The organism is Lentzea alba, assembly GCF_011067745.1.
GTDB classification, from domain to species: domain Bacteria; phylum Actinomycetota; class Actinomycetes; order Mycobacteriales; family Pseudonocardiaceae; genus Lentzea; species Lentzea alba.
In genome coordinates this window covers 216,775-243,008 of record NZ_JAAMPJ010000002.1, presented here as the reverse complement: position 1 = coordinate 243,008, position 26,234 = coordinate 216,775, and the positions used below count along the sequence as shown (strand labels likewise).

At 69.2% G+C, this 26,234-nt stretch carries 22 protein-coding genes and 1 tRNA gene; 12 read left to right on the top strand and 11 right to left on the bottom strand.

All coding sequences use genetic code 11. The features are described 5' to 3' along the window. Nucleotides 1-9: 9 nt before the first annotated feature. The 5 genes from G7043_RS09430 (at nucleotide 10) to G7043_RS09410 (ending at nucleotide 5,374) form a co-directional block, all read left to right on the top strand. A complete protein-coding gene (locus G7043_RS09430; protein WP_166045203.1) occupies nucleotides 10-1,008 on the top strand; it encodes a methionine ABC transporter ATP-binding protein in 999 nt (332 codons plus the stop codon). Then, nucleotides 1,005-1,688, top strand: a complete 684-nt coding sequence (locus G7043_RS09425) for a methionine ABC transporter permease (RefSeq protein WP_166045202.1) — start codon at nucleotides 1,005-1,007, stop codon at nucleotides 1,686-1,688. The genes G7043_RS09430 and G7043_RS09425 overlap by 4 nt, the downstream gene beginning before the upstream one ends. Nucleotides 1,689-1,758: 70 nt before the next feature. Then, nucleotides 1,759-2,514, top strand: a complete 756-nt coding sequence (locus tag G7043_RS09420) for a MetQ/NlpA family ABC transporter substrate-binding protein (RefSeq protein ID WP_313887770.1) — start codon at nucleotides 1,759-1,761, stop codon at nucleotides 2,512-2,514. Nucleotides 2,515-2,571: 57 nt separating this feature from the next. Further along, entirely contained in the window at nucleotides 2,572-3,534 is a 963-nt protein-coding gene (locus tag G7043_RS09415; RefSeq protein WP_166045200.1) for a 4-(cytidine 5'-diphospho)-2-C-methyl-D-erythritol kinase, read from the top strand. Between the two features lie 67 nt (nucleotides 3,535-3,601). Then, nucleotides 3,602-5,374: an ABC-F family ATP-binding cassette domain-containing protein gene (locus tag G7043_RS09410; RefSeq protein ID WP_166045199.1), complete on the top strand. Its 1,773-nt coding sequence runs from the start codon at nucleotides 3,602-3,604 to the stop codon at nucleotides 5,372-5,374. Here G7043_RS09410 and G7043_RS49290 read toward each other — a convergent pair. Continuing rightward, the gene (locus G7043_RS49290; RefSeq protein ID WP_313887769.1) at nucleotides 5,371-6,684 is read right to left on the bottom strand and encodes a DivIVA domain-containing protein; all 1,314 of its coding nucleotides are present in this window, start codon (nucleotides 6,682-6,684) and stop codon (nucleotides 5,371-5,373) included. The two genes, G7043_RS09410 and G7043_RS49290, sit on opposite strands and share 4 nt — an antisense overlap. A 100-nt stretch (nucleotides 6,685-6,784) precedes the next feature. Here G7043_RS49290 and G7043_RS09390 point away from each other — a divergent pair, with 100 nt between their 5' ends. After that, a complete protein-coding gene (locus G7043_RS09390; protein ID WP_166045198.1) occupies nucleotides 6,785-8,398 on the top strand; it encodes a fatty acyl-AMP ligase in 1,614 nt (537 codons plus the stop codon). Nucleotides 8,399-8,651: 253 nt separating this feature from the next. On the opposite strand, the gene pth is transcribed toward G7043_RS09390, so the two are convergent. The 8 genes from pth to G7043_RS09350 all read right to left on the bottom strand — a co-directional run bounded on the left by pth (nucleotide 8,652) and on the right by G7043_RS09350 (nucleotide 16,336). After that, the gene (gene pth, locus G7043_RS09385; protein WP_166045197.1) at nucleotides 8,652-9,230 is read right to left on the bottom strand and encodes an aminoacyl-tRNA hydrolase; all 579 of its coding nucleotides are present in this window, start codon (nucleotides 9,228-9,230) and stop codon (nucleotides 8,652-8,654) included. After that, nucleotides 9,220-9,726: a DivIVA domain-containing protein gene (locus G7043_RS09380; protein WP_207310910.1), complete on the bottom strand. Its 507-nt coding sequence runs from the start codon at nucleotides 9,724-9,726 to the stop codon at nucleotides 9,220-9,222. Before G7043_RS09380 ends, pth begins: the two co-directional genes overlap by 11 nt. Nucleotides 9,727-9,788: 62 nt before the next feature. Then, nucleotides 9,789-10,388: a 50S ribosomal protein L25/general stress protein Ctc gene (locus G7043_RS09375; protein ID WP_166045196.1), complete on the bottom strand. Its 600-nt coding sequence runs from the start codon at nucleotides 10,386-10,388 to the stop codon at nucleotides 9,789-9,791. Nucleotides 10,389-10,799: 411 nt separating this feature from the next. Further along, nucleotides 10,800-11,771, bottom strand: coding sequence for a ribose-phosphate diphosphokinase (locus tag G7043_RS09370; protein ID WP_207310990.1), 972 nt, complete (start codon nucleotides 11,769-11,771; stop codon nucleotides 10,800-10,802). A 14-nt stretch (nucleotides 11,772-11,785) separates the two neighbouring features. After that, nucleotides 11,786-13,255, bottom strand: a complete 1,470-nt coding sequence (gene glmU / locus G7043_RS09365) for a bifunctional UDP-N-acetylglucosamine diphosphorylase/glucosamine-1-phosphate N-acetyltransferase GlmU (protein WP_166045194.1) — start codon at nucleotides 13,253-13,255, stop codon at nucleotides 11,786-11,788. Nucleotides 13,256-13,302: 47 nt separating this feature from the next. Beyond that, nucleotides 13,303-14,991 carry a GGDEF domain-containing protein gene (locus tag G7043_RS09360; protein ID WP_313887768.1) on the bottom strand — a complete coding sequence of 563 codons (1,689 nt, stop codon included), beginning with the start codon at nucleotides 14,989-14,991 and terminating at the stop codon, nucleotides 13,303-13,305. 32 nt (nucleotides 14,992-15,023) lie between these two features. Then, a tRNA-Gln gene (locus G7043_RS09355) sits at nucleotides 15,024-15,094 on the bottom strand. A 99-nt stretch (nucleotides 15,095-15,193) separates the two neighbouring features. Continuing rightward, nucleotides 15,194-16,336, bottom strand: a complete 1,143-nt coding sequence (locus G7043_RS09350; protein WP_166045193.1) for an alpha/beta hydrolase family protein — start codon at nucleotides 16,334-16,336, stop codon at nucleotides 15,194-15,196. A 186-nt stretch (nucleotides 16,337-16,522) separates the two neighbouring features. Here G7043_RS09350 and G7043_RS09345 point away from each other — a divergent pair, with 186 nt between their 5' ends. Both G7043_RS09345 and G7043_RS09340 read left to right on the top strand, forming a co-directional pair. Continuing rightward, nucleotides 16,523-17,464, top strand: a complete 942-nt coding sequence (locus tag G7043_RS09345; RefSeq protein ID WP_166045192.1) for an acyl-CoA desaturase — start codon at nucleotides 16,523-16,525, stop codon at nucleotides 17,462-17,464. A 34-nt stretch (nucleotides 17,465-17,498) separates the two neighbouring features. Beyond that, nucleotides 17,499-18,098, top strand: coding sequence for a TetR/AcrR family transcriptional regulator (locus tag G7043_RS09340; RefSeq protein WP_166045700.1), 600 nt, complete (start codon nucleotides 17,499-17,501; stop codon nucleotides 18,096-18,098). Between the two features lie 156 nt (nucleotides 18,099-18,254). Here the strand turns inward: G7043_RS09340 and G7043_RS09335 are convergent, their stop codons facing one another. Together G7043_RS09335 and G7043_RS09330 are read right to left on the bottom strand one after the other, a co-directional pair. Then, a complete protein-coding gene (locus G7043_RS09335; protein ID WP_166045191.1) occupies nucleotides 18,255-19,361 on the bottom strand; it encodes a PQQ-dependent sugar dehydrogenase in 1,107 nt (368 codons plus the stop codon). A gap of 7 nt (nucleotides 19,362-19,368) precedes the next feature. Then, a complete protein-coding gene (locus G7043_RS09330) occupies nucleotides 19,369-19,902 on the bottom strand; it encodes a DUF4291 domain-containing protein (RefSeq protein WP_166045190.1) in 534 nt (177 codons plus the stop codon). Between the two features lie 25 nt (nucleotides 19,903-19,927). Here G7043_RS09330 and G7043_RS09325 point away from each other — a divergent pair, with 25 nt between their 5' ends. From G7043_RS09325 to G7043_RS09310, 4 genes are all read left to right on the top strand, one after another. Next, a complete protein-coding gene (locus G7043_RS09325) occupies nucleotides 19,928-20,683 on the top strand; it encodes a maleylpyruvate isomerase family mycothiol-dependent enzyme (protein ID WP_166045189.1) in 756 nt (251 codons plus the stop codon). Between the two features lie 115 nt (nucleotides 20,684-20,798). Further along, nucleotides 20,799-24,353, top strand: coding sequence for a transcription-repair coupling factor (gene mfd / locus G7043_RS09320; RefSeq protein WP_166045188.1), 3,555 nt, complete (start codon nucleotides 20,799-20,801; stop codon nucleotides 24,351-24,353). A gap of 14 nt (nucleotides 24,354-24,367) precedes the next feature. Continuing rightward, nucleotides 24,368-25,309 carry a hypothetical protein gene (locus G7043_RS09315; protein ID WP_166045187.1) on the top strand — a complete coding sequence of 314 codons (942 nt, stop codon included), beginning with the start codon at nucleotides 24,368-24,370 and terminating at the stop codon, nucleotides 25,307-25,309. After that, the gene (locus G7043_RS09310) at nucleotides 25,306-26,226 is read left to right on the top strand and encodes a MazG family protein (RefSeq protein WP_166045186.1); all 921 of its coding nucleotides are present in this window, start codon (nucleotides 25,306-25,308) and stop codon (nucleotides 26,224-26,226) included. The genes G7043_RS09315 and G7043_RS09310 overlap by 4 nt, the downstream gene beginning before the upstream one ends. Nucleotides 26,227-26,234 lie beyond the last annotated feature (8 nt).

Here is a 26,234-nt window from a genome sequence, read left to right as displayed (position 1 = left end):
GGAGCAGATGTGATCACTGTCGAAAACCTCACCAAGTCCTTCCAGGGTGTCAACGCCCTGAACGGCGTGACCCTCGACGTCGAGGCGGGCACCGTGCTCGGCGTCGTCGGCCCGAGCGGGGCCGGCAAGTCGACGCTCGCGCGCTGCGTTGCGCTGCTGGAGCGTCCCGACTCGGGTGCGATCCGGGTCGACGGCACCGACATCACCAGCCTCGACGGGTCCGCCCTCCGCGCGGCCCGCAGGCAGATCGGCGTTGTGCCGCAGGGGGATTCGCTCCTCCGGCAGCGCACGGCGGCCGGCAACATCGCTCTTCCCCTCGAAAGCGCGGGAGTGCCCGGACCGCAGCGCCGCACCCGAGTGGGCGAGCTGCTGGACCTCGTCGGGCTGACCGACAAGGCCGGCGCCTACCCCGACCAGCTGTCCGGCGGGCAGCGTCAGCGCATCGCCGTGGCGCGTGCGCTCGCCGCGAACCCGTCCGTGCTGCTCGCTGACGAGCCCACCAGCGCGTTGGACCCGGAGACCACCGGTTCCGTGCTGACCGTGCTCGACCGTGCGCGCGCTGAGCTGGGTGTGACCGTTCTCGTCGTCACGCACGACATGGGCGTGGTCCGCAAGATCTGCGACGACGTCGCGGTGCTGGAGCAGGGCCGTGTCGTCGAGCACGGCAAGGTCCTCGACCTGGTCAACGACGCCGCCAGCCGCACGAGCAGTGCGCTGCTGCCCGCCGTCGACCTGAACCCGATCAACGAGAGCAGCTACGACCGCGTCGCGGACGTCGTGCTCGTCGGGTTCGCCGCGGTCGGTGCCTTGCTGCCTGAGGCCGCGCATCGGTTCGGGGTCGAGCTCAACATCGTCGGTGGTGGCCTCACGCGTCTGGGCGAGACCCCGGTCGCGCGGTTCCGCCTCGGCCTGAACGGCGAGCGCTCCGACTCCGCGCTCGAGTGGATCGGCGAGGCCGGCGGTGCGGTGCAGAGGTCCCTGAAGGGCCCGCAGGGAGTAGCTGCGTGAGGTCTGCAACACCCTGGTCCGACGTTCTCAGCTTTCTGCTCGAAGCCACCGGCGAGACGCTGTACATGGTCGGCGTCTCGACCGTCATCGCCACCGCGCTTGGAATTCCCGTAGGTGTTTGGCTGCAGCTCACCGCCAAGGGTGGGCTGCGGCCGAACGTCGCGGTGCACCGCGTCCTGAGCTTCATCACCGACCTGGGCCGCTCGATGCCGTTCATCGTGCTGCTCGTCGCGCTGACGTCCGTCACCCGTCTGATCGTGGGCGGCTCCATCGGCAGCACGGCGGTCATCGTGCCGCTGGCCGTGGGCGCCATCCCGTTCGTGGGGCGGCTCGTGCAGAACATCCTGTCCGAGGTGCACGTGACCGTGGTCGAGGCCGCGATCACCACCGGCGCCTCGACGTTGCGGATCGTGCGCAGCGTGCTCATCCGCGAGTCGTTGCCCGCGCTGATCAACGCCATCGGCGTCACCGTGATCGCCCTGATCGGGTACTCGGCGATGGCCGGCGTGATCGGCGGTGGCGGCCTCGGTGACCTCGCGATCCGCGAGGGCTACCAGCGCTTCAACGACCGGATCCTGTGGAGCACCGTCGCCTGGCTCGCCGTGCTCACCACGGTGATCCAACTCGGGTTCACCCGTGCCGCCCGTGCGTCCGACCGGCGCCGGCACGCCTCCGTCTGACCCCGTAGAAATTCTCAAAAGGAACGTAATGCGTATTCGTGCTGCCCTGATCGCAGTCGCTTTGTCTGCTGTGACCGCTTTGTCCGCTTGCTCATCCGGTGCCGGCGCGTCCGACACCCTCAAAGTCGGTGTCTCACCCGTGCCGCACGCCCAGATCCTCAAGTACGTGGCCGACAACCTCGCCGCGCAGAAGGGCCTGAAGATCGAGGTCGTCGAGTTCACCGACTACGTGCAGCCGAACACCGCGCTGGTCGACGGTTCGCTCGACGCCAACTACTTCCAGACCGTGCCGTACCTGGAGACGTACACCTTGGAGAGCGGCGCCGAGGTCGCGTGGGTGGAGCCCGTCCACGTCGAGCCGCTGGGCCTCTACTCGAAGAAGGTCAAGAAGCTCGACGAACTGCCGAGCGGAGCCAAGGTCGCGTTGGCCAACGACGCCACGAACGAGGCGCGCGGCCTGAAGCTGCTGGAGGCGAACGGCCTGATCAAGCTCAAGGCCGTGGACCAGCCGACCGTCCGCGACCTCGCGGAGAACCCCAGGAACCTGCAGTTCGTGCCGCTGGAGGCCGCTCAGCTGCCCCGGTCGCTGGAGGACACCGACGCGTCGGTGATCAACGGCAACTACGCGATCGACGCGGGCCTCAAGCCGGCCACCGACTCGCTCGCGCTGGAGAAGGCCGAGGGCAACCCGAACGCGAACGGCCTGGTCACCCGCACCGAGCTCAAGGACGACAAGCGCATCCGCGAGCTGGCGGAGCTGCTCGGGTCGCAGCAGGTCAAGGACTACATCAAGCAGACCTTCAACGGTTCGGTCATCCCGGTTTGACAGCGACAGTGACCGGGGGAGGAGTCCGGGACTCCAGAACGCCCGTAGGCTGACATGGTGCTCGCAGTCGTTCCACCCCCGGTCACAGTTCGCGTCCCGGCCAAGGTCAACCTGCACCTGGCCGTCGGTGACGTGCGCCCGGACGGCTATCACGACCTGGTGACCATCTTCCAGGCGTTGTCGCTGGTCGACGAGGTCACCGTCGCGGTGGCCGACGAGCCCGGCGTGGAGGTCCACGGCGAGGGCGCCGACCAGGTGCCCACCGGTGCCTCGAACCTCGCCTGGCGCGCGGTCCGGCTGCTCGCGGCGCACGTGGGCAAGGACCCGGACGACCCCAAGGTCCGCGTCGTCATCCGCAAGGCCATCCCCGTCGCGGGCGGCATGGCGGGCGGCAGCGCGGACGCGGCTGCGACCCTGGTCGGCCTCTCTTCGTTGTGGCGGTTGGAGATCAGCCGCGACGAGCTGGCCGAACTGGCCGGGAAGCTCGGCGCGGACGTCCCCTTCGCCCTGTACGGCGCGACCGCGCTCGGCACGGGCCGCGGCGAGCGGATCGTGCCGGTGCTGGGCCGTCACCAGTTCCACTGGGTGCTCGCGTTCGACCGGCGTGGACTGTCCACTCCGGACGTGTTCGACGAGCTGGACCGCTTGCGCACCGAGGGTGATCCGCCGCGCGTCGGCCAGGTCGAGGCGGTGCTGGAGGGGTTGTCCTCCGGCGACCCGCGCCAGCTCGCTCTGCTGCTCGGCAACGATCTGCAGGCCGCCGCCGTGTCGCTGCGACCGAACCTGCGCCGTACGCTCCGCGCGGGTGTCGACGCGGGCGCGCTGGCCGGCATCGTGTCCGGCTCGGGCCCCACGACGGCGTTCCTGTGCGAAGACGGCGACACGGCGGTGCGGGTGGCCGCCGAGCTGGCCGGCGCGGGTGTGTGCCGGACGGTTCGGGTCGCGCACGGTCCGGTGCCCGGTGCGCGCGTGATCACGACTGAAGAGCCGAAGCCGACGCCGCCCGAGGTGCACGCGTAGCCGCAGGGGCTTTTGCCCCTCCTGGGTAGCCTGCACCGGGCAGTTTCTTACTAGTCGTGAGGTTTTGATGGCCAACCTGGTCAACCTGGAGTCCGTGTCGAAGTCGTTCGGCGTCCGGCCGCTGCTCGACGGCGTGTCGCTCGGCGTCAACGAGGGCGACCGGATCGGTGTCGTCGGCCTGAACGGCGGCGGCAAGACGACGCTGCTCGAGGTGCTGGCCGGGGTGGAGCCCGCCGACGACGGCCGCGTGTCGCGCTCGCGGGATCTGCGGATGGCCGTCGTGACGCAGCGGACGGAGCTGCCGGACGGCTCGACCGTGCGCAACGCGGTGATCGACCCCCTCGGGTTCGACGCCGAGCACGAGTGGGCCTCGGACGCCCGCGTGCGGTCCATTTTGGACGGACTCGGGATCACCGCGCTGGGACTGGACTCCGTGGTCTCCACGATGTCCGGTGGCGAGCGGCGCCGCGTCGCGCTGGCGGCCGCGCTGATCCAGGACCTCGAACTGCTCGTGCTGGACGAGCCGACGAACCACCTGGACGTCGAGGGTGTGCGGTGGCTCGCGGAGCACCTGCTGGCCCGCAAGTGCGCGCTCGTGGTCGTCACCCACGACCGGTGGTTCCTCGACACGGTCTGCAACCGCACGTGGGAAGTGGTGCAGGGCAAGGTCGAGCAGTACGAGGGCGGCTACGCCGACTGGATCTACGCCCGCGCCGAGCGCACCCGGCTGGCCGACGTGCTGGAGGAGAAGCGGCAGAACCTGGCGCGCAAGGAACTCGCGTGGCTGCGCCGCGGTGCGCCCGCGCGGACGTCGAAGCCGCGCTACCGGATCGAGGCCGCCGAGGCGTTGATCGCGGACGTGCCGCCGCTGCGCGACAACGTCGAGCTGCTCGCGTTCGCCAAGAAGCGCCTGGGGCGCACGGTGATCGAGGTCGAGGACGCCACACTGTCCATTCCGGACCGAGTGCTGGTGCGCGACCTGACGTGGCGCATCGGCCCCGGTGAGCGGATCGGTCTGGTCGGCGTCAACGGCTCTGGCAAGACGACGTTGCTGAAGTTGCTGGCGGGGGAACGTGAACCCGAGACGGGCAAGCGGATCCAGGGCTCGACGGTGAAGATCGCGCACCTCTCGCAGGAGCTGCTCGACCTCAACGGGTCGATGCGCGTGCTGGAGGCGATCGAAGAGGTCGCGCGGCGGGTCGTGCTCGGCAAGTACGAGATGTCGGCCTCGCAGCTGGGCGAGCGGTTCGGGTTCTCGTCGCAGAAGCAGTGGACGCCGGTGTCGGACCTGTCCGGTGGCGAGCGGCGGCGGTTGCAGCTGTGCCGGTTGCTGATGGCCGAGCCGAACGTGCTGCTGCTCGACGAGCCGACGAACGACCTGGACATCGACACGTTGCAGCAGCTGGAAGATCTGCTCGACTCGTGGGCCGGCACGCTCGTCGTGATCTCGCACGACCGCTACCTCGTCGAGCGCGTGTGCGACAAGGTCGTGGCGTTGTTCGGTGACGGCGGGCTGACCGACCTGCCCGGCGGCATCGAGGAGTACCTCAAGCGCCGGGACTCGTTGCGCGACCGGGAAAGCGCCATTGCCGCCCCGGCTGCCGACAAGGCGCCGTCGAACGCCGCCGACCAGCGCGCCGCCCGCAAGGAGCTGGCCCGGCTGGAACGGCGCCTCGAGGTGCTGCACAAGAAGGAAGCCGAGCTGCACGCCGCGCTGGCCGAGGCCGCCACCGATCCGGACCGGCTGCTGAAGCTCGACGCCGAGCTTCGCGCCGTGCTGGCGGAGGAGACCGACGTCGAGGCTGCCTGGATGGCCGCGGCCGAGGTGGTCGAGGGCTAACGCCCTCGGCGGCGCAGTTCGTTCGCGAGCATCGGCAGCAGCTCGTCGATGAACGACGTGTCGTAGCCCTGGCCGGAGAGCAGGGCGTAGCTGAAGCGCGCCTTCATGACCTCTTCGGAGGTCGCCCCGAGCATGCCGTCGAGCGCGACGCCGATCTCCTCCAGCATCCGGTCGACCTGCGCGGTGCGGTAACCGCGCTGACCGGCAGCGGCCTGCGGGATCCGCAGCTGCCGCAGGTCCTTCCACGACCTGACCTGCGGCATGCTGCGCATCGGTCCGGCGAGCTGCTGTTCGATCTGGCCGAGGAACGCGTCCACCTCGGTCTCGTCGTAGCCGCGCCGGCCGATCAGCGGGCGCGAGAAGCGGACGTCCCGGATGTCCTTGCCGGTCAGGTTGTCCTGGCCGAGCAGCGTCGCCTCGATGCGGTCGAGAAAGGCGTCCACCTGGGACTCCTGGTACCCGCGGCGGCCGCGGGGAGGGCGGTGGAACGCGACCTTGCGGATGTCCGCGGCGGTGAGCTTCGGCGAGTCGACGGCTCTGGGCGTCGCGGGCTGCTGCACCGGTGCCTGAGTCTGCGGTTGCGGCGGCTGAGGGCGCTGCTGCGGCTGTGGCTGTGGGCGGCGCTGCTGGGGCCGTTGCTGTTGCTGCGGCAGCTGCGTCGTCGGAGGGGAGGCCCTGAGCGGCGGCGGCGCGGTTTCGAACATCAACACGACGAGGTCGAGGAACGTGTCGACGTCCTCTTCGTCGTACCCGAACGTGCCGGGCGCCGTCTCGCCGAACACGGCGTCCTGGATCTGTTGCGCGGTCAGGTTGTCGGCACCGCGCAGGGTGGCCTCGATGCGGTCGAGGAAAGCGTCGATCTGGCCTTCGTGGTAGCCGCGGGTCCCCGGTCTGGGCTTGTGGAAGCGCACAGCGGCAACGTCGTCGGGTGACAGCCGCACCGCGGGTCTGAGCGCCTGCGACGTGGCGTGCGCGCCCTGAGCGGGCGCTGAGGCCTGCTGACGTTGCGGAGTGGACCGCAGTGTGTCGGCCACGAGTTCCATGAAGACGTTGACCTCGTTGACGTCGTAGCCCGGATCCCGGGTCGCGTTGCTGAACTTGACGTTGAGCACGTCCTCACGCGTGAGGATGTCTCTGCTGCGCATGGTGTCCTCGACGCGGTCGAGAAATGCGTCCACCTCAGCCGCGTCGTACCCGCGCTGTCCCGAAGGGGGACGGTGGAACGCGACCGAGGCCACGTCCTGCGCGGAGAGCAGAGGTGCCGGATGCGCGGGCAGACGATGCTGCGCTCCGGGGCCGCCCCGATCCACCAATGACCTCCTCCTGCGTACCTGTACTGGGGAGTATCGCGTTTCGCGTGGCATAACGTTTCGCCCTGATGGACCAAACGGCGCCACTACGATCGCGAACATGAGTCAGTTCGTGGATGTGATGCTGGCGACGGCCGCAAACGGTCGGGACAAGGGCATGACGACGGGTGAACCCGCCGCGCCCGTCCGCCGGACCTGGGCCGAGGTGCACGAACGCGCCCGGCGGATGGCCGGTGCGCTCGACGTGGCGCCGGGCACCGCGATCGCCGTGCTCGCCGCCGAACCAGCCGTGATCGCCCCAGCCGTGCAAGCAGCCTGGCTGTGTGGTGGCAGCGTCACGATGTTGCATCAACCCACACCACGCACCGACCTGGCCGAGTGGGCCGAGGACACGCTGCGGGTGCTCGCCATGATCGACTCGCGTCTGGTCCTGCTCGGCAGCCCTTTTGACGCTCTGGCTTCCGTGCTGGACCAGCACGGAATCCCGTACCGCAAGCTTTCCGAGCTAGACGGCGAACCGATCGCTCACCCTGTTCCCACTCCCGAGGATGCCACGGCACTGCTGCAGTTGACGAGTGGGTCCACCGCAGATCCCAAGGCGGTGCGAATCACACACCGCAATTTGATGGCCAACGCCCGCGGCATGGAGATCGCGGCCGCGCTGGATCCGTCGTCCGACGTGATGATTTCGTGGCTGCCGTTGTTCCACGACATGGGAATGGTCGGCTTCCTGACCGTGCCGATGCTGTTCGGCCTGGAATTGGTGAAGGTCACCCCAGTCGACTTCCTGTCGCGACCGACCCTGTGGGCTGACCTGATCACCCGGTATCGCGGCACGATCACCGCCGCGCCGAACTTCGCCTACGCGATCGTGGCCCGCCGGCTGGCCTCGTCGTCCGACTCGTTCGACCTGTCCTCGATGCGGCTGGCCCTGAACGGTGCCGAGCCGATCGATCCGGCCGCTGTCCAGGCCTTCGTCGACGCCGGCGCCCGCTTCGGACTGCGGCCGGAGTCGATCCTGGCCGCGTACGGCATGGCCGAAACCACTCTGGGTGTCGCCTTCGCGCCCCTGTTCACCGGGCTGTCGGTGGACGTGGTGGACGCGGACGCCGTCGAGGCCGACCGGCGGGCCGTGCCTTCCGACTCGGGGCGCGGGTTCCCGTTGCTCGGGCCGCCGCTGCCGGGCCTGGAGCTTCGGGTGGTGGACGAGTCGGGCGCGGTTCTGGGCGTGCGGGACGTCGGTGAGCTGCAGATCCGCGGTGAGGCCGTGACTCCGGGGTACCTGACGGTGAACGGTCCACTGGCGACTCAGGACGCCGAGGGCTGGCTGTCCACTGGAGACATCGGATACCTGGTGGAAGACGGCCAGGTCGTCGTCTGCGGGCGGCGCAAGGACGTCATCATCATGGGTGGCCGGAACATCTATCCGACCGATGTGGAGCGTGCCGCCTGCTCGGTCGACGGTGTGCGGGCCGGCAACGCGGTCGCGGTGCGGCTGGACGCCGGGACGCAGCGCGAGCGGTTCGCGGTCGTGCTGGAGTCGAAGCTGGCCGGGGACGCCGAGGCGGAGAAGTCGCTGGTGAAGGAAGTCACGGCGCGGGTCGTGGACGCGGTCGGGTTGCGGCCGTTCGCCGTCGTGGTGCAGCCGCCGGGGACCTTGCCGAAGACGCCGTCGGGGAAGCTCCGGCGGTCCGCGGCGGCCGCGTTGGTCTAGGGCCTGGTAGAGGCCCTTCAGGAGGTGGCGGAGCTCCCTCGCACTGCGACGGGGGAGTTTTCGCACGGCGTTGACCAAAATCTGGTGGGCGTCCCACGGGTTGCCGCAGCACTCGAAGACACCGCAGGTGCTGCCGTTTTCGATGGCTCGCAGATGTGGTCCCGGCTGGTTGCCGCGCCGTTGGCCTGGCAGCGATGTTCGGGCGCCTACGCGGCATGGCCCTTTCGGTTGGTCATGCCGACCATTGTGCCCGCTAGTGGAAGGCGTTCTGCGCGGCTTCGAGGCCCGAGGTGACGAGGGCCTCGACCGCGTCCGCCGCCCGGTCGATCTCCAGTGCGAGCTGCTTGCGCTCGACCGTGGAGAAGTCCTTGAGGACGTAGTCGGCGGGGTCCTGGCGCCCTGACGGACGGTCCACGCCGAAGCGGACGCGGTGGTAGTCCTTGGTGCCCAACGACTTCGTGATGGAGCGGAGTCCGTTGTGGCCGTTGTCACCGCCGCCGAGCTTCATGCGGATGGTGGCGAAGGGGAGGTCCAGCTCGTCGTGGATCACGACGATGGTGGTGGGCTTGAAGAACTTCACGGCGCTCGCGACGGGGCCGCCGGAGAGGTTCATGAAGCTGCGCGGCTTCGCCAGGACCACGCGGTGGCCGTTCAGGCGGCCCTCGACGATCTCGGCGCCGGACTTGTGCGCCTTGAACTTGCCGCCCACGCGGCCGGCGAGCTCGTCGAGCACCAGGAAGCCGATGTTGTGGCGGTTGCCCTCGTACTTCGGGCCCGGGTTGCCCAGGCCGACGATCAGCGTCAGATCATTTTGGGCGAGGTCATCGGCCACGGAACCGCAACTCCTGCTCGAGGTCGTCCAGCAACGCGTCCACGGCCTGCACCTGGTACCCCTTGCCCAGCAGGCCGGACGTGGTGCTGAACCGGGTGTTGCGGACCTCGGTGGAGGTCATGGCACCCCGGCCGTCCAGGTTGGCCGCGGCGCGGGCGATGAAGGCGTCGACTTCGGCGCGATCGTATCCGGTGCCGGACTTCGGCAGCTTGCGCGCGTGCAGGTCTTCGCCGGTGGCCAGGCCCGTGGGTGGCACGATGCCGTTGCGGACCTGGTGCTCCAGCAGGTGCAGGACGCCGTCGACGCTGAGCGGGTCGTAGCCGTTGGGGACCGTGGCGAACCTGACGGTGCGCACGTGGTCCGGGTTCAGGCGGAGACGGCCGGCCAGGGCGTCGGCGATGATCAGCAGGAACTCGTTGACCTGGTCCGGGTCGTAGCCCTGCTTCTTGCGGCGGAAGGTCTTGGACCGGATCTCGGCCGGTCCCAGGTACTGCAACGGCTCGCCGCCCCCCTCGTGAGGGGGTGGCGAGCCGTCAGACCTGCCCGACGTGATGGGGCTCAGCTTTCCTCGGTGGCCTCGGCCGGAGCGGCCTCGTCACCCTCGAGCTGCGCCGCGGACGGCGCCTCGTTGACGGCGACGACGAGCGCCTCAGCGTCACCGGCGAGCGTGGCGCCCTCCGGGAGGTTCAGGTCGCTGGCGTGGATCTGCGTGCCGGCGGCGACACCGGCGATCGACAGCTCGATCTGCTCGGGGATGTTGAGCGCGTCGGCCTCGATGGTGATGGTGGTGAGGTCCTGCGTGACCAGCGTGCCCGAGACGGGCTCGCCGGAGATGACCAGCGGCACCTCGACGGTGACCTTCTCGCCGCGCTGGACGAGCAGCAGGTCGACGTGCTCGATGTAGTTCTTGATGGGGTGCGTGGTGACGGTCTTGGTCAGAGCCAGCTCACTCGCGCCGTCGAGGGCGAGGGTGAGGACGGCGTTCTGACCGTGCTCACGGACAACACGGGCGAACTCGAGCGCCGGCAGGGCCAGGTGCTTCGGGTCGGAACCGTGGCCGTAGAGCACCGCGGGGATCTTGCCGGCGCGACGGGTACGGCGGGCGGCGCCCTTGCCGAATTCGGTGCGCTGCTCAGCGGCGAGACGGACCTCGGACACGGTGGGGTACTCCTTACGAGTCTGGCCTTGTACGTCGGGGCGGTGCACAAGTTAGTCAGGCGTTGGATCTAGCTTTGGGGTGGTGGCCTGCGGCGGCGAGCAGCACGCGGATAACGTCAACACGCGCGGCATCAAGCCACCGCGTCGATCACGCCGGACCGTGGAAGGCCCGCCCTCGCCGAGGCAACCCGACCAGTGTAGGTGAGGGGGTTGTTGGGGTGCTAATCGGGGGTGGGGTGGTTCTGGGGGCGCGAGCGAGTGGGTGGTCGCATTGCGGGCGGCGACCTTGCGGTTGCGTGCTTCCCCTGGGCTCTGCCCCAGACCCCACCGGGAGCGCACTTGAAAGCAACCGCTTCGCGGAAAGGCCAAGGGGCCCTCCGCTCGTGCGGAAGGCCCCTTGGACAACTGAGGTCAGGCGTTGCCGTCGAACAGGGACGTGACTGAGCCGTCCTCGAAGACTTCCTGGATCACTCGTGCCAGCAGTGGCGCGATGGACAGGACCGTCATGTTCGGGAAGCGCTTCTCCGCCGGGATGGGGAGGGTGTCGGTGAACACGACTTCGCGGGCGCCTGAGTCCTGCAGGCGCTGGGTTGCCGGGCCGGAGAGGATGCCGTGCGTGGCGGCGATGACCACGTCGGAGGCGCCCTCGTTCAGGAGTTGCTTCACCGCGCCCGCGATGGTGCCGCCGGTGTCGACCATGTCGTCGATCACGATGCAGAGGCGGCCCTCCACCTTGCCGACCACGCGGTTCGAGACGACCTCGTTGGGGCGCAGCGGGTCGCGGGTCTTGTGGATGAAGGCGATCGGGGCGCCGCCCAGGGTGTCCGCCCACTTCTCGGCCAGCTTGGTGCGGCCCGAGTCGGGGGAGACGACGGTGATCTCGTGGCCCGCGTACTTGCCGCGGATGTGGTCGGCCAGCAGGGGCATGGCCCACAGGTGGTCGACCGGGCCGTCGAAGAAGCCCTGGATCTGGGCGGTGTGCAGGTCCACGGAGACCAGGCGGTCGGCGCCTGCCGTTTTGAACAGGTCGGCTACCAGGCGGGCGGAGATCGGTTCGCGGCCGCGGTGCTTCTTGTCCTGGCGGCTGTACGGGTAGAACGGCATGATCACGGTGATGCGCTTGGCCGAGGCGCGCTTCAGGGCGTCGACCATGATCAGCTGTTCCATCAGCCACTGGTTGATGGGGGCGGTGTGGGACTGGATGACGAAGGCGTCGCAGCCGCGCACGGACTCCTCGAAGCGGACGAAGATCTCGCCGTTCGCGAAGTCGTAGGCCTGCTGCGGGGTCACCGTGACGTTGAGGTGCTTCGAGACCTCTTCCGTCAACTCCGGATACGCACGTCCGCCGAAGAGCATCAGGTTCTTCTTCGGTGTGCCTGGCATCTGCGGGTTCACGCTCAGCGACCCTCCTCTGTCTTCTCGTCATTCTGCTTCGCGATGGCGGCCTCCGCTGCCTGAGCGGCGGCGGTGCCCGCCCGACGGCTGACGACCCAGCCCTCGAGGTTGCGCTGGGGGCCTCCGGACACGGCCAGCGCGCCCGGTGGGACGTTGCGGCGCAGGACGGTGCCCGCGCCGGTGTAGGCGCCGTCGCCGACGGTCACCGGGGCCACGAACATGTTGTCCGAGCCGGTGCGGCAGTGGGAGCCGACGATCGTGCGGTGCTTGTTGACGCCGTCGTAGTTGACGGTCACCGAGGCCGCGCCGATGTTGCTGTGGTCGCCGATCGTCGCGTCGCCGATGTAGGACAGGTGGGGGACCTTGGAACCTTCGCCGATCTGCGAGTTCTTCGTCTCGACGAACGTGCCGATCTTGCCCTTCGTGCCCAGGGAGGTGCCGGGGCGGAGGTAGGCGAACGGGCCGACTGAGGCGCCGTCGCCGATCTGCGAGTCGCTGCCGTGGGTCCGGACGACCGAAGCGCCCTCGCCGACGGTCACGCCGGACAGGGTCGTGTCCGGGCCGACCACAGCACGAGCACCGATCACCGTGCCCGCGCGGAGCTGCACGTTCGGCTCGATCAGGGCGTCCTGGCCGACCCGCACGTCCGCGTCCACCCAGACCGAGGCCGGGTCCACGACGGTCACACCGGTGCGCATCAGGCCCTCGACGATGCGGCGGTTCATCTCGGCGCCGACGGCGGCGAGCTGCACCCGGTCGTTGATGCCCTCGACCAGCCAGCGGTCGGACGCGATCAGCGCCCCGACCCGCAGGCCGTCGCCGCGGGCGATGCCCAGCACGTCGGTCAGGTAGAGCTCGCCCTGCGCGTTGTCGGTGGACAACCGCGAGAGGCCGTCGCGCAGCACCGCCGCGTCGAACGCGTAGACGCCGGAGTTGATCTCGGTGATCAACTGCTCGGTCGCGGAGGCGTCCTTCTGCTCGACGATCCGCTGCACGGTGCCGTCGGAGTCGCGCACGATCCGGCCGTACCCGGTGGGGTTCTCCACCACGGCGGTCAGCACGGTCACCGCGTTGCCCGCCGAAGCGTGCTCGGCCAGGAGTGCCTGGAAGGTCTGGGTGTCGAGCAGCGGCACGTCGCCGTAGCTCACGATCACGGTGCCGCCCAGGTCGTGCGGCAGCTCGGCCAGGCCGCACGAGACGGCGTGCCCGGTGCCCTTCTGCTCGGCCTGCACCGCGACGGTGACCTTGCGGCCCAGCGCGCCGGCCAGAGCTTCGAGGTGCTCGGTGACGGCTTCACGGCCATGGCCGACGACGACGGCCAGGTGGTCGGGATCTGTACCGGCTGCCGCGCGCACCGCGTGTTCGACGAGTGAGCGTCCGGCGATCCGGTGCAGCACCTTGGGCGTGGACGACCGCATGCGGGTGCCTTCCCCGGCGGCGAGCACGACCGTGCTGACAGGGCCCTCGAGCATCAATGCTCTCCCTAACAGGCTGGGTGGTTCGAAGTCCGCGGACCAGCCTAAGCCTCCGCGGACGGCTCCCCGGCCACGGCCGCAACCTGGCAGCCACCTTGGCGCTTCGCCACGTACATCGCCGAGTCCGCCCTTGACAGGGCCTGATTCGCGGTTTCGCGGGGGCGCAACGAGATGACGCCGACCGACAACGTGACCCCCCGGGAGAGGTCGATTGGCAAGCCTGCCACGGCATCCACGGCCCGGCCGAGGGCCGCTTCCGCGGCGTTCAGCGGGGCACCAGGCAACAGCACGACGAACTCGTCGCCGCCGTAGCGGGCCACCATGTCGTCACCCCGCAGGGCCTGCCGGAGTGTGCTGGCAATCACCCGAAGAACATCATCACCCTCGGCATGTGAATGCCGGTCGTTCACGCCCTTGAACCCGTCGAGGTCCACCAGCGCGATGGAGAACGGGTCGACCTGACCAGCGATGAGCTCGCTCATCTTGTCGTCCAGCGCCCGGCGGTTCGGCAGCCCGGTCAACGGGTCCTGCAACGCCTGTTGCGCGATCGCACCATGAGCGCGCGTCAGCCGTTCGTGCTCGCGACGCGTCGTCAACGTGGCCACGCGGGACTCGCGCATCGCCCACAGCTCGGCTTCCAGCGCCGCGTTGTAGGCCTCCAGCGCGGACATCGAGTGCGGACCGCTCAGGTGCGCGTACTCGCGTTCCAGCGACAGCACCAGCGACGGCTCCGACGTGTCGTGCTCCATCTGCGTGCGCGTGTCGGCGAGGACCTTCAGCGCGTCGTCCAGCCGGTTCGCCCGGACCAGGCACCGGGCCAGCGCGATCGCCACGATGATCAGTTCCCGCGCGTACATCGACAGGCCGCGCAACGACCACAGCCGGTCGAGGTGATCTTCGCTGGGGTTCGTCAACGCCTGCGCGGCGCCGAGGATCGGCACCTGCTCGGCGGCGGGGAGGTCGCGTCGGCCGGGGTGCAGCGACTGGCGGAACGGCACCTCGGCGGCCTCGGCGAGTCCCGCCGCGAACGCGAACTGCTCGTGCGCCTGGTCGTGGAAGTTCACCCGTTCGAGGCGCAGGCCCCAGCCGATCCGCAGCCGGGTCCGGTTCACCAGGTGCACGTAGATCTGGTGCGGCTGACCGCTCTCCCACAACGGGTTGTGGCCGCGCGCGAGCACGTCGTCGGCCATCTCGTAGACACCGAGCTGGGTCAGTACCAGGGCGATGTCCTGCAGCGTCGTGGCCAGCAACTGGTCCCACGTGCGCTTGTCGAACACCGGGTCGGTCTCGGGTTCCTCGTCGAGCATCATCGCGAGCGCCGACGCGATCTCGGTCAGCGCCTTGTCCTCGGCGTTGCCCAGCAGGAACCGGCGTCCGCGCAACGCCCGCGCGTCCGCCTCCAGCACGATCAGGCCGTGGCGGCGGCAGTGGGTGAGCATCTCGTCGAGCTGCGGGTCGGACATGTCGACCAGCCCGGGAGTCACCAGGCGGACCACGGCCGCGGCTCTGAGCAGCTGCGCGACGATGCGGGGCTCTCCGCGGCCCTGCGCCTCGGCGAGGATGTGGTCGATCTCGGAGGCCGCGTCCAGCTGCGCGGCGAGGTGGCTGCTCTGGGCCACGGCGACAAGCTCGCTCGCGCGGCCCACCAGCCACGCGTCGGACATCTCGTGGTGGCGGTGGCCCACGTTGCCCTGCTCGTCGACCGTTTCCTCGGGCAGCTTCGCACCTCCCAAAGACGCCTGTGACCCCTGCTTTCCAGGCCCTGCTCCGCCACCAGGATTCGAACCTGGACCATCTGAACCAAAATCAGAGGTGCTGCCTTTACACCATGGCGGAACGGGCGAGTTCGCACCCGCCCTGCGCACATGTTGTCACGAGACGTCCTCTTCTTGTCCAACCGCCACTCGTCCGGCGGCCGGACTGGTCAGCGCATGATCACGTTTTCAGACCGATTGACCTGCTCAGAAAGTCCGCGAGCGCGTTCCGGTACGTGTCGGTCGCCACATTCCAGCCCGAGGTGTGGTCGGCGCCGGGGATCTCCACGTACTGCAGCGGCCACCCGAGCCCGCTCGCCGCGGTCGCGAGGTCGCGCGACGACTGGGCCGGCACGGTGCCGTCCGCGGAGCCGTGGAACAGCAGCGTCGGCGGCTTCAACGCGGGCGGGTTGCGGACGAGGTCGAACCGGTCGAAGTCGATGCCGGCCCGCCAGCCGGACACGAGTTCGGCGATCGGCGTCAGCCAGGTCGGCACGCCCCGGTTCTCCGCCTGCAGGTTCAGCGTCTGCGTCCAGTTCGTGACGGGGGAGTCGAGCACGACGCCGGACACGGCCGCCGCGACGTCGGACCGGGCGAGCGTCTGACCGACGATCGCGCCGCCCATCGACCAGCCGTAGAGCACGACCTTCTGCGCGCCCTGGCTCTGCGCGTACTTGATGGCCGCCTCGACGTCGCGCCATTCGGTGTCGCCGAGGTGGTACAGGCCGTCCGGGGACGCGGGCGCGCCGACGTCGTTGCGGTAGGTGATCAGCAAAACGGGCAATCCGGCACTGTGCAGCTGAGGAACCACGCGCAGTGCCTCTTCGCGCGACGCACCCCGCCCGTGCACGGTGATGACCCATGTGTCCTTGTTCGTCGACGGCACGAGCCACGCGGGCATCTCGCCGAGCTCGGACGGCACCCTGACCTCGCTGTAGACCAGACCCAGCGTGGTCTTGGGGGTGCCCTCGTAGACGTCGGTCTCGATGCGGACCTTGGTGCCCTCGGGAGGCGCGGTGCCTTCCAGCAGCGGGCGTTCGACCCGGCCGTCCTCGTTCGCGGCGATGTCCCCGACCTTGGCGGCGCCGCCGGGCCAGACGATGCCGAACGTGCCGCGTTGGGTCGTGAGCTTGGACTCGGCGAGCACGACGTTCTTGTCTTCCACGCCGAGCGAGGTCTCCGGGTAGCGCTGCGGCAGCGCCTCCGCCGGTTCGAGCAGCTCCCCGCTGTAGTACCAGCCGATGCCGCCCAGAGCCCCCGTGACCAGCACGAGCAGGACGAGCAGCGTGGTCACGGAGATCCGGATGATCTTGCGTCTGGCCATTTCTCGATGATGCCTCGTCGAGGTCTCGATTCCAGGCGACACAGCGTGCTGATCCTGAGAACTGCCCATGAGTTTCCACGCGAGGTCTGGCGAAGTAGGCAGCCCTAACCTACGCTTCCGTAAGTTACGGTTGCGTAGGTACGTCATTTCCCCCAAATACGCCCCTCATCCCCCAGAGGAATCCGTATGACCCAGACGATGGACTCGTCCACCGACCAGGGACCCAAACCGCTGTTCGACGGACGGCGAAACCACGCCGAACAACTCGGCGTGTACGTGTTCGTCATCGTTCCCTTCCTCGCGTTGCTGGCCGCCGTCCCGTTCGCGTGGGGCTGGGGTCTCGGCTGGGTCGACGTGGCCCTCTTCGTCGCCTTCTACTACCTCTCCGGCCTCGGCGTGACGATCGGCTACCACCGGTACTTCACGCACGGCTCGTTCAAGGCCAAGCGCCCGCTGAAGATCGCGCTGGCGATCGCCGGCTCGATGGCGTTGCAGGGCCCCGTCATCGACTGGGTCGCCGACCACCGCCGGCACCACGCGTTCTCGGACCGCGAGGGCGACCCGCACTCGCCGTGGCTGTTCGGCACCGGACCCGCCGCGCTGGTCAAGGGTTTCTGGCACGCGCACATGGGCTGGCTGTTCGACCGCGACAAGACCAACCACAAGCGCTTCGCCCCGGACCTGATGGCCGACAAGGACATCGTGTGGGTCGACAAGCTCTTCGTGGTGTGGACGACGATCTCGCTGGCCGCGCCGGGCGTGCTGGGCGGCCTCGTCACGTGGTCCGTGTGGGGCGGCCTCACCGCGTTCTTCTGGGCCGGCCTGGTCCGCGTCGCGTTCCTGCACCACATGACGTGGTCGGTCAACTCGATCTGCCACATGGTCGGAGACCGCCCGTTCGCCGCGCGCGACCGCTCCGCCAACGTCTGGGCGCTGGCGATCTTGAGCTTCGGCGAGTCGTGGCACAACCTGCACCACGCCGACCCGACCTCCGCGCGGCACGGCGTGAAGCGCGGCCAGATCGACATCTCGGCCCGCCTGATCTGGCTGTTCGAGAAGTTCGGCTGGGCGACGCAGGTGCGCTGGCCGAGCGAGCAGCGGCTGGCCAGGATCAGTGTGAAGAAGTGAGCTTTTGTAGGCTGACTCGATGACCAGGGTCAGGATGACGGGCAAGGAACGCCGCGAGCAGCTCCTGGACGTCTCCCGCTCCCTGTTCGCCGAGAAGGGCTTCGAGGCCACCTCCATCGAGGAGATCGCGCACCGCGCGAGCGTGTCCAAGCCCGTGGTCTACGAACACTTCGGCGGCAAGGAAGGCATCTACGCCGTTGTCGTCGACCGTGAGATGCAGCGCCTGATGGACCAGATCATCGAGGCGCTGGACGGCGGTAGCCACCCCCGTGAGCTGCTCGAACACGCCGCCGGCGCGCTGCTCGACTACATCGAGGGCTCGACGGACGGGTTCCGCATCCTGGTGCGGGACTCGCCCGTCGCCTCGTCCTCCGGGACGTTCTCCTCGCTGCTCAACGACATCGCCTCGCAGGTCGAGCACATCCTCGCGCTGCACTTCGCCAAGCAGGGCTACGACCGCAAGCTGGCCCCGCTGTACGCGCAGGCGCTGGTCGGGATGGTCGCGCTGACCGGGCAGTGGTGGCTCGAGGTGCGCAAGCCGAAGAAGGACGAGGTGGCGGCGCACCTGGTCAACCTGGCCTGGAACGGCTTGTCCGCGATGGACCACAAGCCCAAGCTGCGCAGCCGGTCCTGACCGGCCCGTTGTGCAGCTGCACAACTCACGGACCTTTTTCGTGCATTTCGTTCAAGCTCCGGAGAGCGATGAAACGGTGCGGGCGCGCTGGAGCGATGTCCAGGACGGCGAGGTTGTGTCCGTGCCGTTCGTCGAGGGGTCGAGCGGCACGGGGCCTCACGCGGTTCCGGTGAGCCTCAGCAGCTTGTCGTCGGAGCCGTTCGACGTCGTGAGGTAGAGCGAGCCGTCCGGACCGGTGCGGGCGGCGCGCAGGCGGCCGTACTTGTCGTTGAGCTCGTCGGGGATGCTGACGTTCTGCACCTTGCCCGCGTTGTCGAGTGTGAAGAGCAGCAGCTTCGAGCCCTTCAACGCCGTGATGGCGAGCTTGCCGTTCCAGAACGCCGCCTGACAGATCGCCTCGGTCTCCTGCCCGGACGACCACACCGCCGGCACCGCGTCCGGGAACCGTTGGAGGTCGGTCATCGGCACGCTCTCGTCGTAACCACCCCGCGTGCCGCCACGCGACGGGTCCCAGCCGTAGTTGGCGCCGGCCTTCAGCAGGTTGACCTCGTCGTCGATCGACGGCCCGTGCTCGCTGGAGAACGCCTGGTCGGAGCCGGGCCGGAAGACCACGCCCTGCACGTTGCGGTGGCCGTAGGTGTAGACCCGCCGCTCGTTGGCGTTGGCGGAGCCGATGAACGGGTTGCCGGCCGCGCCCTCGCCGGTCTCCGGGTTGATCCGCAGCACCTTGCCGCCGAGGCTGGTGCGGTCCTGCGGGTTGCGCGCCTGCGCGATGTCCCCGGTGGCGACGTACATCGACCCGTCCGGCCCGAGCGTGGGCCGGCAGCCGGAGTGGCGCCCGCTCGAGTTCGACGGCATGCCCGTGACCAGGTCCTTGACCTTGGTGGCCTTGGCACCTTCGAGCCGGAACGTCACCAGCCGGACGTCGCGCGAGGTGTTGTAGCAAACCGTGAACCGCTGGTTGTCCGGGTGGATCACCAGGCCCATCAGGCCGCCCTCGCCGCGCGCCTGCACGTCGCCCAGATCGACGTCGACGGGCGTGACCTGGCCGCCGCGGACCAGCTTGATCGTGCCGGGGCGCTCGGTGACCAGGATCGACCCGTCGGGCAAGAACCCGAGGTCCCAGGCGTGCTGGAACCCGCCGGCGACCTCTTCGACCTGGAGACCGGTGGGCGCGGGTGCCTTCGACGGCGCGTTGCCGCCTGAGACCGGGGTGGAGCAGGCGGCGAGGAGCAGCACCGACGAAGCAACGAGTGCGCGCATGTCCTAACTATGCGTTTTGTGTCGTGGAGGTTCCGTAAGGCCGTTCGACGGGCAACAGCGCACGTGCTCCGTCCAGGTCCTGTGCACGCACTCTCTCGTGGATCTGCCGCGCCAACGCGGTCACGTCGGTGATGCTGACCGTCCACTCGTGCACGTACTTCTGCACGGCCTCACGCGTGAGACCGATCTGGATGGACCGGTGTGGCAAGGGCTCGTGGTTCAGGCCGCGTTCGGGATCCCACTGCACACGCACGGACGGCTTGCCGGAGATGTTGCTCTCGACGGCGTGCGACACCGCCCAGTCGAACCCCTCGCGGGTGATCCGCACGGCCAGCACCCGTTCCTGGCCTTCCTTACGCGCGTACCCGCAGCGGTACATCATCCAGAGGAACGACGGTTTGATCCACGTCATCCGCTCCATCTTGAACGGCGGCACGAACCGTTGCGCGGCCACGGCAGGATCGGCGATCGCGGGCGAATATGCCTGGTAGACCACGATGGACTGATCGTCGTAGTCAGCCCGTATTTCTCTTTGCTCCACGGCGACAGGATGTTAGACATCGCGCGTGCACAACGCTCTGGGGTTTTCCGACCTGCTCCGTCTGATCGACGACCGGTCCACCGCCTTCCGCTCAGCCATCGCCTCCGCCTCCAGCCTCGACCTCCCGGTCCCGACCTGCCCTGGCTGGACGCTGCGAGACCTGGCCTGGCACATCGGCGAGCGCCGCCAGATCTGGGCCGCCACCGTCGCGGCAGGCCCCGCCGACGCCAAAGCCGATCCGGAGATCGAGCCCATGCCGGAGGACCGCGACGCACTGCCGGCCTGGCTGGAGAAGTCGACGCAGGCACTCCTGGACGCGCTCACCGAAGCAGGCCCGGACCGCGAGTGCTGGGTCGGCTGGACCGACTCGCAGTCCGAACGCACCACCGGCGCGGTGGCCCGGCACCAGATCCAGGAGATCGCGGTGCACACCTACGACGCCCAGCTCACCATCGGCGAACCGCAGCCGCTGCCCGAAGAGGTGGCGGTCGACGGCGTCGAGGAGTTCCTGCTCACCTGCAACGCGACGACGTCCCCGTGGCCGCACGAGCCCGCTGTGCTCGGATACACCGTCACCGAGGGCCGCTCGTGGGCGCTCTGGCTCTCCGAGAAGGGCGCACGGGCCGAACGGCTGTCCGGGCCTGCCGAGGCCGACCTCGTCGCCGTCGGTACCGCGAGCGACATCGTCCTGACCATGTACGGCCGCATCGACCTCGACGCGCTGAAGTTCGAGGGTGACGTGGAGGTGCTCCACCGGTTGGTGGCCTGGGAGCCCGCCTGAGCCGCGCTGGAAGCCACCCGATAAGGGGTCGCGGGAGGAGCTAAGGTGGGTGGTGAGATCCCTCGTCCCAGGCAGGGGTCTGTCTGGCGTCTCCCACTCGACCGGGGTTTCTCACATGCCGCTGCTCGGCCTGCTCTCCTGCGTGCTGCCCGACAAAGCCATCCGCACGTTGGTCGACTCCGCCGGTGTGCCCGAGCTGGAGCTGGACGGTCCGCTGGCCGCCCGCCCGCTCGTGGCCGCGGCGCTGTCCACCGCCAAGCCGGTGCTCGCCGTCACGGCCACCGGCAGAGAAGCCGAAGAGCTGACGAGCGTCCTCAAAGACCTCATCGGCGCGGACCAGGTCGCGTTCTTCCCCAGCTGGGAGACGCTGCCGCACGAACGGCTGTCGCCCCGCGCGGACACCGTCGGCGCGCGGTTGCAGGTGCTGCGCAGGCTCAAGCACCCCGAGGGCAACCCGGTCAAGGTCCTCGTCACGACCGTCCGCAGCCTCATCCAGCCGATGGCGCCGGGGCTGGGCGACCTCGAGCCCGTGCACCTGGTGGTCGGCGAGGAGCAGGACTTCGCCGAGCTGATCACGCAGCTCGCCGAGAACGCCTACACCCGTGTCGACATGGTCGAGAAGCGCGGCGAGTACGCGACCCGCGGCGGCATCCTCGACATCTTCCCGCCGACCGCCGAGCACCCGTTCCGCGTCGAGTTCTGGGGCGACGAGGTCAGCGAGATCCGGCCGTTCTCCGTGCAGGACCAGCGATCGCTGCCCGAGGAGGTCAGCGGGTTCGTGGCGCCGCCGTGCCGGGAGCTGCTGCTGACCGACGACGTGAAGCTCCGCGCGGCCGAGCTCGCGGAGGAGCACCGGTCGGACGCCCACCTCGCGGAGATGCTGGAGAAGATCTCAGGCGGCATCGCGGTCGAGGGCATGGAAGCGTTGATCCCCGCGCTCTGCCCCGGCGAGCTGCAGCTGCTCACAGATGTCGTTCCCGCCGGCACGCACGTGCTGCTCAACGACCCGGAGAAGATCCGGGCCCGCGCCGCCGACCTCGTCCGCACCGGCCAGGAGTTCCTCGAAGCCTCCTGGATGGCCGCGGCGGCCGGTGGCAAGGCGCCGATCGACCTCGGCCGCAGCGCCTACCAGGGGCTGGGCGAGATCTCGGACCACGCCAAGGCGAACGACCGTCCCTGGTGGACGCTCAGCCAGCTCACCACCGACGCGTCGGACGTGGTGCACCTCGACGTCAAGCCGGTCGAGGCCTACCAGGGCGACGTCGAGCGCGCGTTCGCCGATCTCAAGGCGCACACCGCGACGGGCGGGGCGGCCGTGCTGGTCGTGCCCGGTGCCGGTACCGCGCAGCGCGCCGTCGAACGGCTCAAGGAAGCGGACGTCTCCGCGGTCTGCGTCGAATCCCTCGACGAGGCACCGAAAGCGAGCACCGTCACGGTCGTGCGCGGCGCGCTCGAAGACGGTTTCGTGCTGCCGGACCTCGCGCTGGTGGTGCTCACCGAGACCGACCTGACCGGCGGCCGCGGTGGTACGTCCACCAAGGACATGCGCAAGATGCCGTCGAAGCGGCGCAACGCGGTCGACCCGTTGGCGCTCAAGGCGGGCGACTTCGTGGTGCACGAGCAGCACGGCATCGGCAAGTACGTGGAGATGGTCCAGCGCACGGTCGCCGGAGCCACCCGCGAGTACCTGGTCCTGGAGTACGCGTCGTCGAAGCGCGGCCAGCCGGGCGACCGGTTGTTCGTCCCGACCGACCAGCTCGACGAGGTCAGCCGGTACGTCGGCGGCGAGCTGCCGACGTTGAACAAGCTCGGCGGCAGCGACTGGAAGAACACGAAGTCCAAGGCGCGCAAAGCGGTCAAGCAGATCGCGGCCGAGCTGGTGCAGCTCTACGCGGCGCGGCAGTCAGCGCCCGGTCACGCGTTCGCGAGCGACACGCCCTGGCAGCGCGAGCTGGAGGACGCGTTCGCGTTCACCGAGACGCAGGACCAGATGGCCGCGATCGACGAGGTCAAGACCGACATGGAACGCTCCGTGCCGATGGACCGGGTGATCTGCGGTGACGTCGGCTACGGCAAAACGGAGATCGCGGTCCGCGCGGCGTTCAAAGCCGTGCAGGACGGCAAGCAGGTCGTCGTGCTGGTGCCGACGACGCTGCTCGCCCAGCAGCACCTCAACACGTTCGCCGAGCGCATGCGCCAGTTCCCGGTGAACGTCAGGGGACTGAGCCGCTTCACCGACCCGCAGGAGTCGGAGCAGACCCTCGCCGGTCTCGCGGACGGCGAGGTCGACATCGTGATCGGCACGCACCGGTTGCTGCAGAAGACCGTGCGGTACAAGGACCTGGGCCTCGTGATCGTCGACGAGGAGCAGCGGTTCGGGGTGGAACACAAGGAGCACATCAAGGCGCTCCGGACCCACGTCGACGTGCTGACCATGTCCGCGACGCCGATCCCGCGCACGCTGGAGATGTCGCTCGCCGGCATCCGCGAGATGTCCACGATCCTGACCCCGCCGGAGGAACGGCACCCGATCCTCACCTACGTCGGTGCGTACGACGACAAGCAGGTCGGTGCGGCCATCCGGCGCGAACTGATGCGTGACGGCCAGGTCTTCTACGTGCACAACCGGGTCTCGACGATCGAGAAGGCCGCGAAGCGCATCCGCGAGCTGGTGCCGGAGGCCCGGGTCGTGACCGGGCACGGCCAGATGAACGAGGACAAGCTCGAACACCTCATCCAGGGTTTCTGGGAACGCGAGTACGACGTCCTGGTGTGCACCACGATCGTCGAGACCGGCCTGGACATCTCCAACGCGAACACGTTGATCGTCGAACGCGGCGACCTGCTCGGCCTCGCCCAGCTGCACCAGCTGCGCGGACGAGTGGGCCGTGGTCGGGAGAGGGGCTACGCGTACTTCCTGTACCCGGCCGAGACCCCGCTGACCGAGACCGCGCACGACCGGCTCGCGACGATCGCGCAGAACACCGAGCTCGGCGCCGGCATGGCCGTCGCGATGAAGGACCTGGAGATCCGCGGCGCCGGCAACATCCTCGGCGCCGAGCAGTCCGGTCACATCGCGGGCGTCGGCTTCGACCTGTACATCCGGCTGGTCGGCGAGGCCGTCGAGGCGTTCCGCAGGCACGCGGGGGCCGACGGAGGGGAGATCGAGGAGGAGCTCGCCGAGGTCCGGGTCGACCTCCCGGTCGACGCGCACATCCCGCACGAGTACGTGCCGGGCGAGCGTCTGCGGCTGGAGGCCTACCGCAAGATCGCGGCAGCCTCCGACGAACCCGCGCTGCAGGCCGTCTGGGAGGAGCTCAAGGACCGCTACGGCACGCCGCCGGAGCCGGTGGAGCGGCTGCTCAGCGTCGCCCGGCTGCGGCACACCTGCCGCCGCCACGGCGTCACCGAGGTCATCGCGATGGGGCAGAACCTGCGGTTCGCGAAGCTGGAGCTGCTCGACTCGCAGCTGGTCAGGCTGCGCCGGTTGTTCCCGAAGGCCGTCTACAAGCAGGCGATGGGAACGGTCACGGTGCCTAGGCCGACGGAAGGAGCGGCGGGCGGCCGGATGGGCGCACCTCAGCTGCGCGACCAGGAGCTGCTGGACTGGTGCGGTGCGTTCCTCGACTCACTCGCGGGGACTCCCGTGACCCCGGTCACCAAGGCGTGAGAGGGTAGATCCTCGTGAGCACTGTTCTGAAGCGTTTCTCGCTGGTCGGTGTTGCCGTGGCGCTGCTCGCCACCGGTTGTGCCACCGGGCCCGCGAAGGCCAGTTCGGCCGCGATCGTCGGGGGTCAGTCGATCGGTCTGAGCACCGTCCAGGACCGGACCGTGAAGGTGCTCAAGAAGGAGCCCGCGGCCCAGCAGATGCAGGACCAGGGCAAGCTCGACGGGGTTTCGCGGCTGGTGCTGGCCGACGAGATCACCCACAAGATCGCCGAGTACGCGGCGCAGCGCGAGAACATCACGGTCGACGAGACCAAGGTGTACGACGCGGTGCAGGAGAAGGGCGGGCCCGAGGCGGCCGCCAAGCAGAGCGAGCAGGACGAGACCACGATCTACCGTCGCCAGCGCGACGTGCTGGTCATGGGTGAGCTCGCGAAGCGCAACCTCTCCACGCTCGAGGTCGTGATCGACTTCTTCCAGGTCAAGGACCCGAAGGAAGCCAAGGAGAAGGCCGCCGAGGTCACCGCCGACCCCTCGAAGATGTCGCGGTTCGTGCAGGAGGCCCCGCGCACCACCGGTGGTCAGCAGGCGTCGGCGTCGAACCAGAAGGTCCGCGTCACCGAGAACCCGTCGCTGGTGCACACGATGCTCTGGGGTGTGAAGCCCGGCACCGTCGTCGCCTTCCCTGCCGACGAGCAGCAGTCCAGCTGGATGGTCGCGCTGGTCAAGGAGCGCAACACGGTCTCGCCCGTGCCCGGTGAGGACGACCTGGCCGAGCGCATCGACCCGCGCCTGCTCGCCGCGTTCGGCCTGCGGATCGCCCAGTTCCTGGCGGCGGACCTGCCGGTCGAGGTCAACCCGCGCTACGGCGTGTGGGACCCGACCGACGCGACCGTGGTCGGCAACGCCGGTGAGAGGGCCGGGTTCGTCGGCGTGCCCGCGACCAAGAACAAGTCTTGATCACCGTCGTAGTCCTGAGCGAGCGGCTCGATGCCGTGCTGCCCGCTGCCGCCCTGCCCGCGTTGCGCTCGGCCAAGGCCGTGTACGCGGGCGAGGGCGTCGCGCTGGAGTTCTGGTCTTCCCTGGGCGTGGACGGGCCCGCGCCCGACGTCGTCGAGGACGGCGCGGTGGTGATCACCACCGACGCGTCCGCGTACCCGGACGCTGTCGTGATCACGACGCCGGAGCCGATGGGCGCGGCTCTGCTCGACGCGGCCGCGGTGATGCACCGGCTGCGTTCACCGGGCGGCTGCCCGTGGGATGCGGAGCAGGATCACCTGTCGCTGCGCCAGTACCTGCTCGAGGAGACCTTCGAGCTGCTGGAGGCGATCGAGGACGGCGACCGCGCGGCCATGCGCGAGGAGCTGGGCGACGTCCTGCTCCAGGTGCTGTTCCACGCGCGGGTCGCGGCCGAGGACCCCGAAGATCCGTTCGACGTCGACGCGGTCGCGTCCGAACTGGTGGCCAAGCTCGTCGGCCGTCACCCGCACGTCTTCGAGGGCCACGACCCGGCTGTGCACGACGCGACCTCGCAACAGCACCGGTGGGAGGAGCTGAAGCAGGTCGAGAAGCGGCGCGAGTCCAGTGTGGACGGTGTCGCACTCGGTCAGCCGGCCGTCGCGCTGGCGTCGAAGTTGGTGCAGCGCACCAAACGCGCGGGCTTCCCCGTCGATCTGCTGCCCGAGGGCGACGACACGGGCACGACGCTGTTCGCCGTGACGGCACTCGCGAAGCTCGCGGGTGAGGACCCGGAGACAGAGCTTCGCCAGGTCTGCCGCCGTTTTGTCACGAACGTCCGCGATGCCGAAGCCAAGGCACGGGCCGAAGGTGTGGATTCTCTGACAGCAGAGGACTGGCGGCGTTTTTTCCGCGCCTGAAACGGTGA

What these genes read in the sequence shown, in the direction of transcription:
- G7043_RS09340 (WP_166045700.1), top strand. Translation starts at nt 17,499, where the DNA reads ATGACGGGCAAGGAACGCCGCGAGCAGCTCCTGGACGTCTCCCGCTCC.
- G7043_RS09370 (WP_207310990.1), bottom strand. Translation starts at nt 11,771, where the DNA reads ATGCCAGGCACACCGAAGAAGAACCTGATGCTCTTCGGCGGACGTGCG.
- G7043_RS09350 (WP_166045193.1), bottom strand. Translation starts at nt 16,336, where the DNA reads ATGGCCAGACGCAAGATCATCCGGATCTCCGTGACCACGCTGCTCGTC.
- G7043_RS09410 (WP_166045199.1), top strand. Translation starts at nt 3,602, where the DNA reads ATGGCCAACCTGGTCAACCTGGAGTCCGTGTCGAAGTCGTTCGGCGTC.
- G7043_RS09335 (WP_166045191.1), bottom strand. Translation starts at nt 19,361, where the DNA reads ATGCGCGCACTCGTTGCTTCGTCGGTGCTGCTCCTCGCCGCCTGCTCC.
- glmU (WP_166045194.1), bottom strand. Translation starts at nt 13,255, where the DNA reads ATGCTCGAGGGCCCTGTCAGCACGGTCGTGCTCGCCGCCGGGGAAGGC.
- G7043_RS09345 (WP_166045192.1), top strand. Translation starts at nt 16,523, where the DNA reads ATGACCCAGACGATGGACTCGTCCACCGACCAGGGACCCAAACCGCTG.
- G7043_RS09390 (WP_166045198.1), top strand. Translation starts at nt 6,785, where the DNA reads ATGAGTCAGTTCGTGGATGTGATGCTGGCGACGGCCGCAAACGGTCGG.
- mfd (WP_166045188.1), top strand. Translation starts at nt 20,799, where the DNA reads ATGCCGCTGCTCGGCCTGCTCTCCTGCGTGCTGCCCGACAAAGCCATC.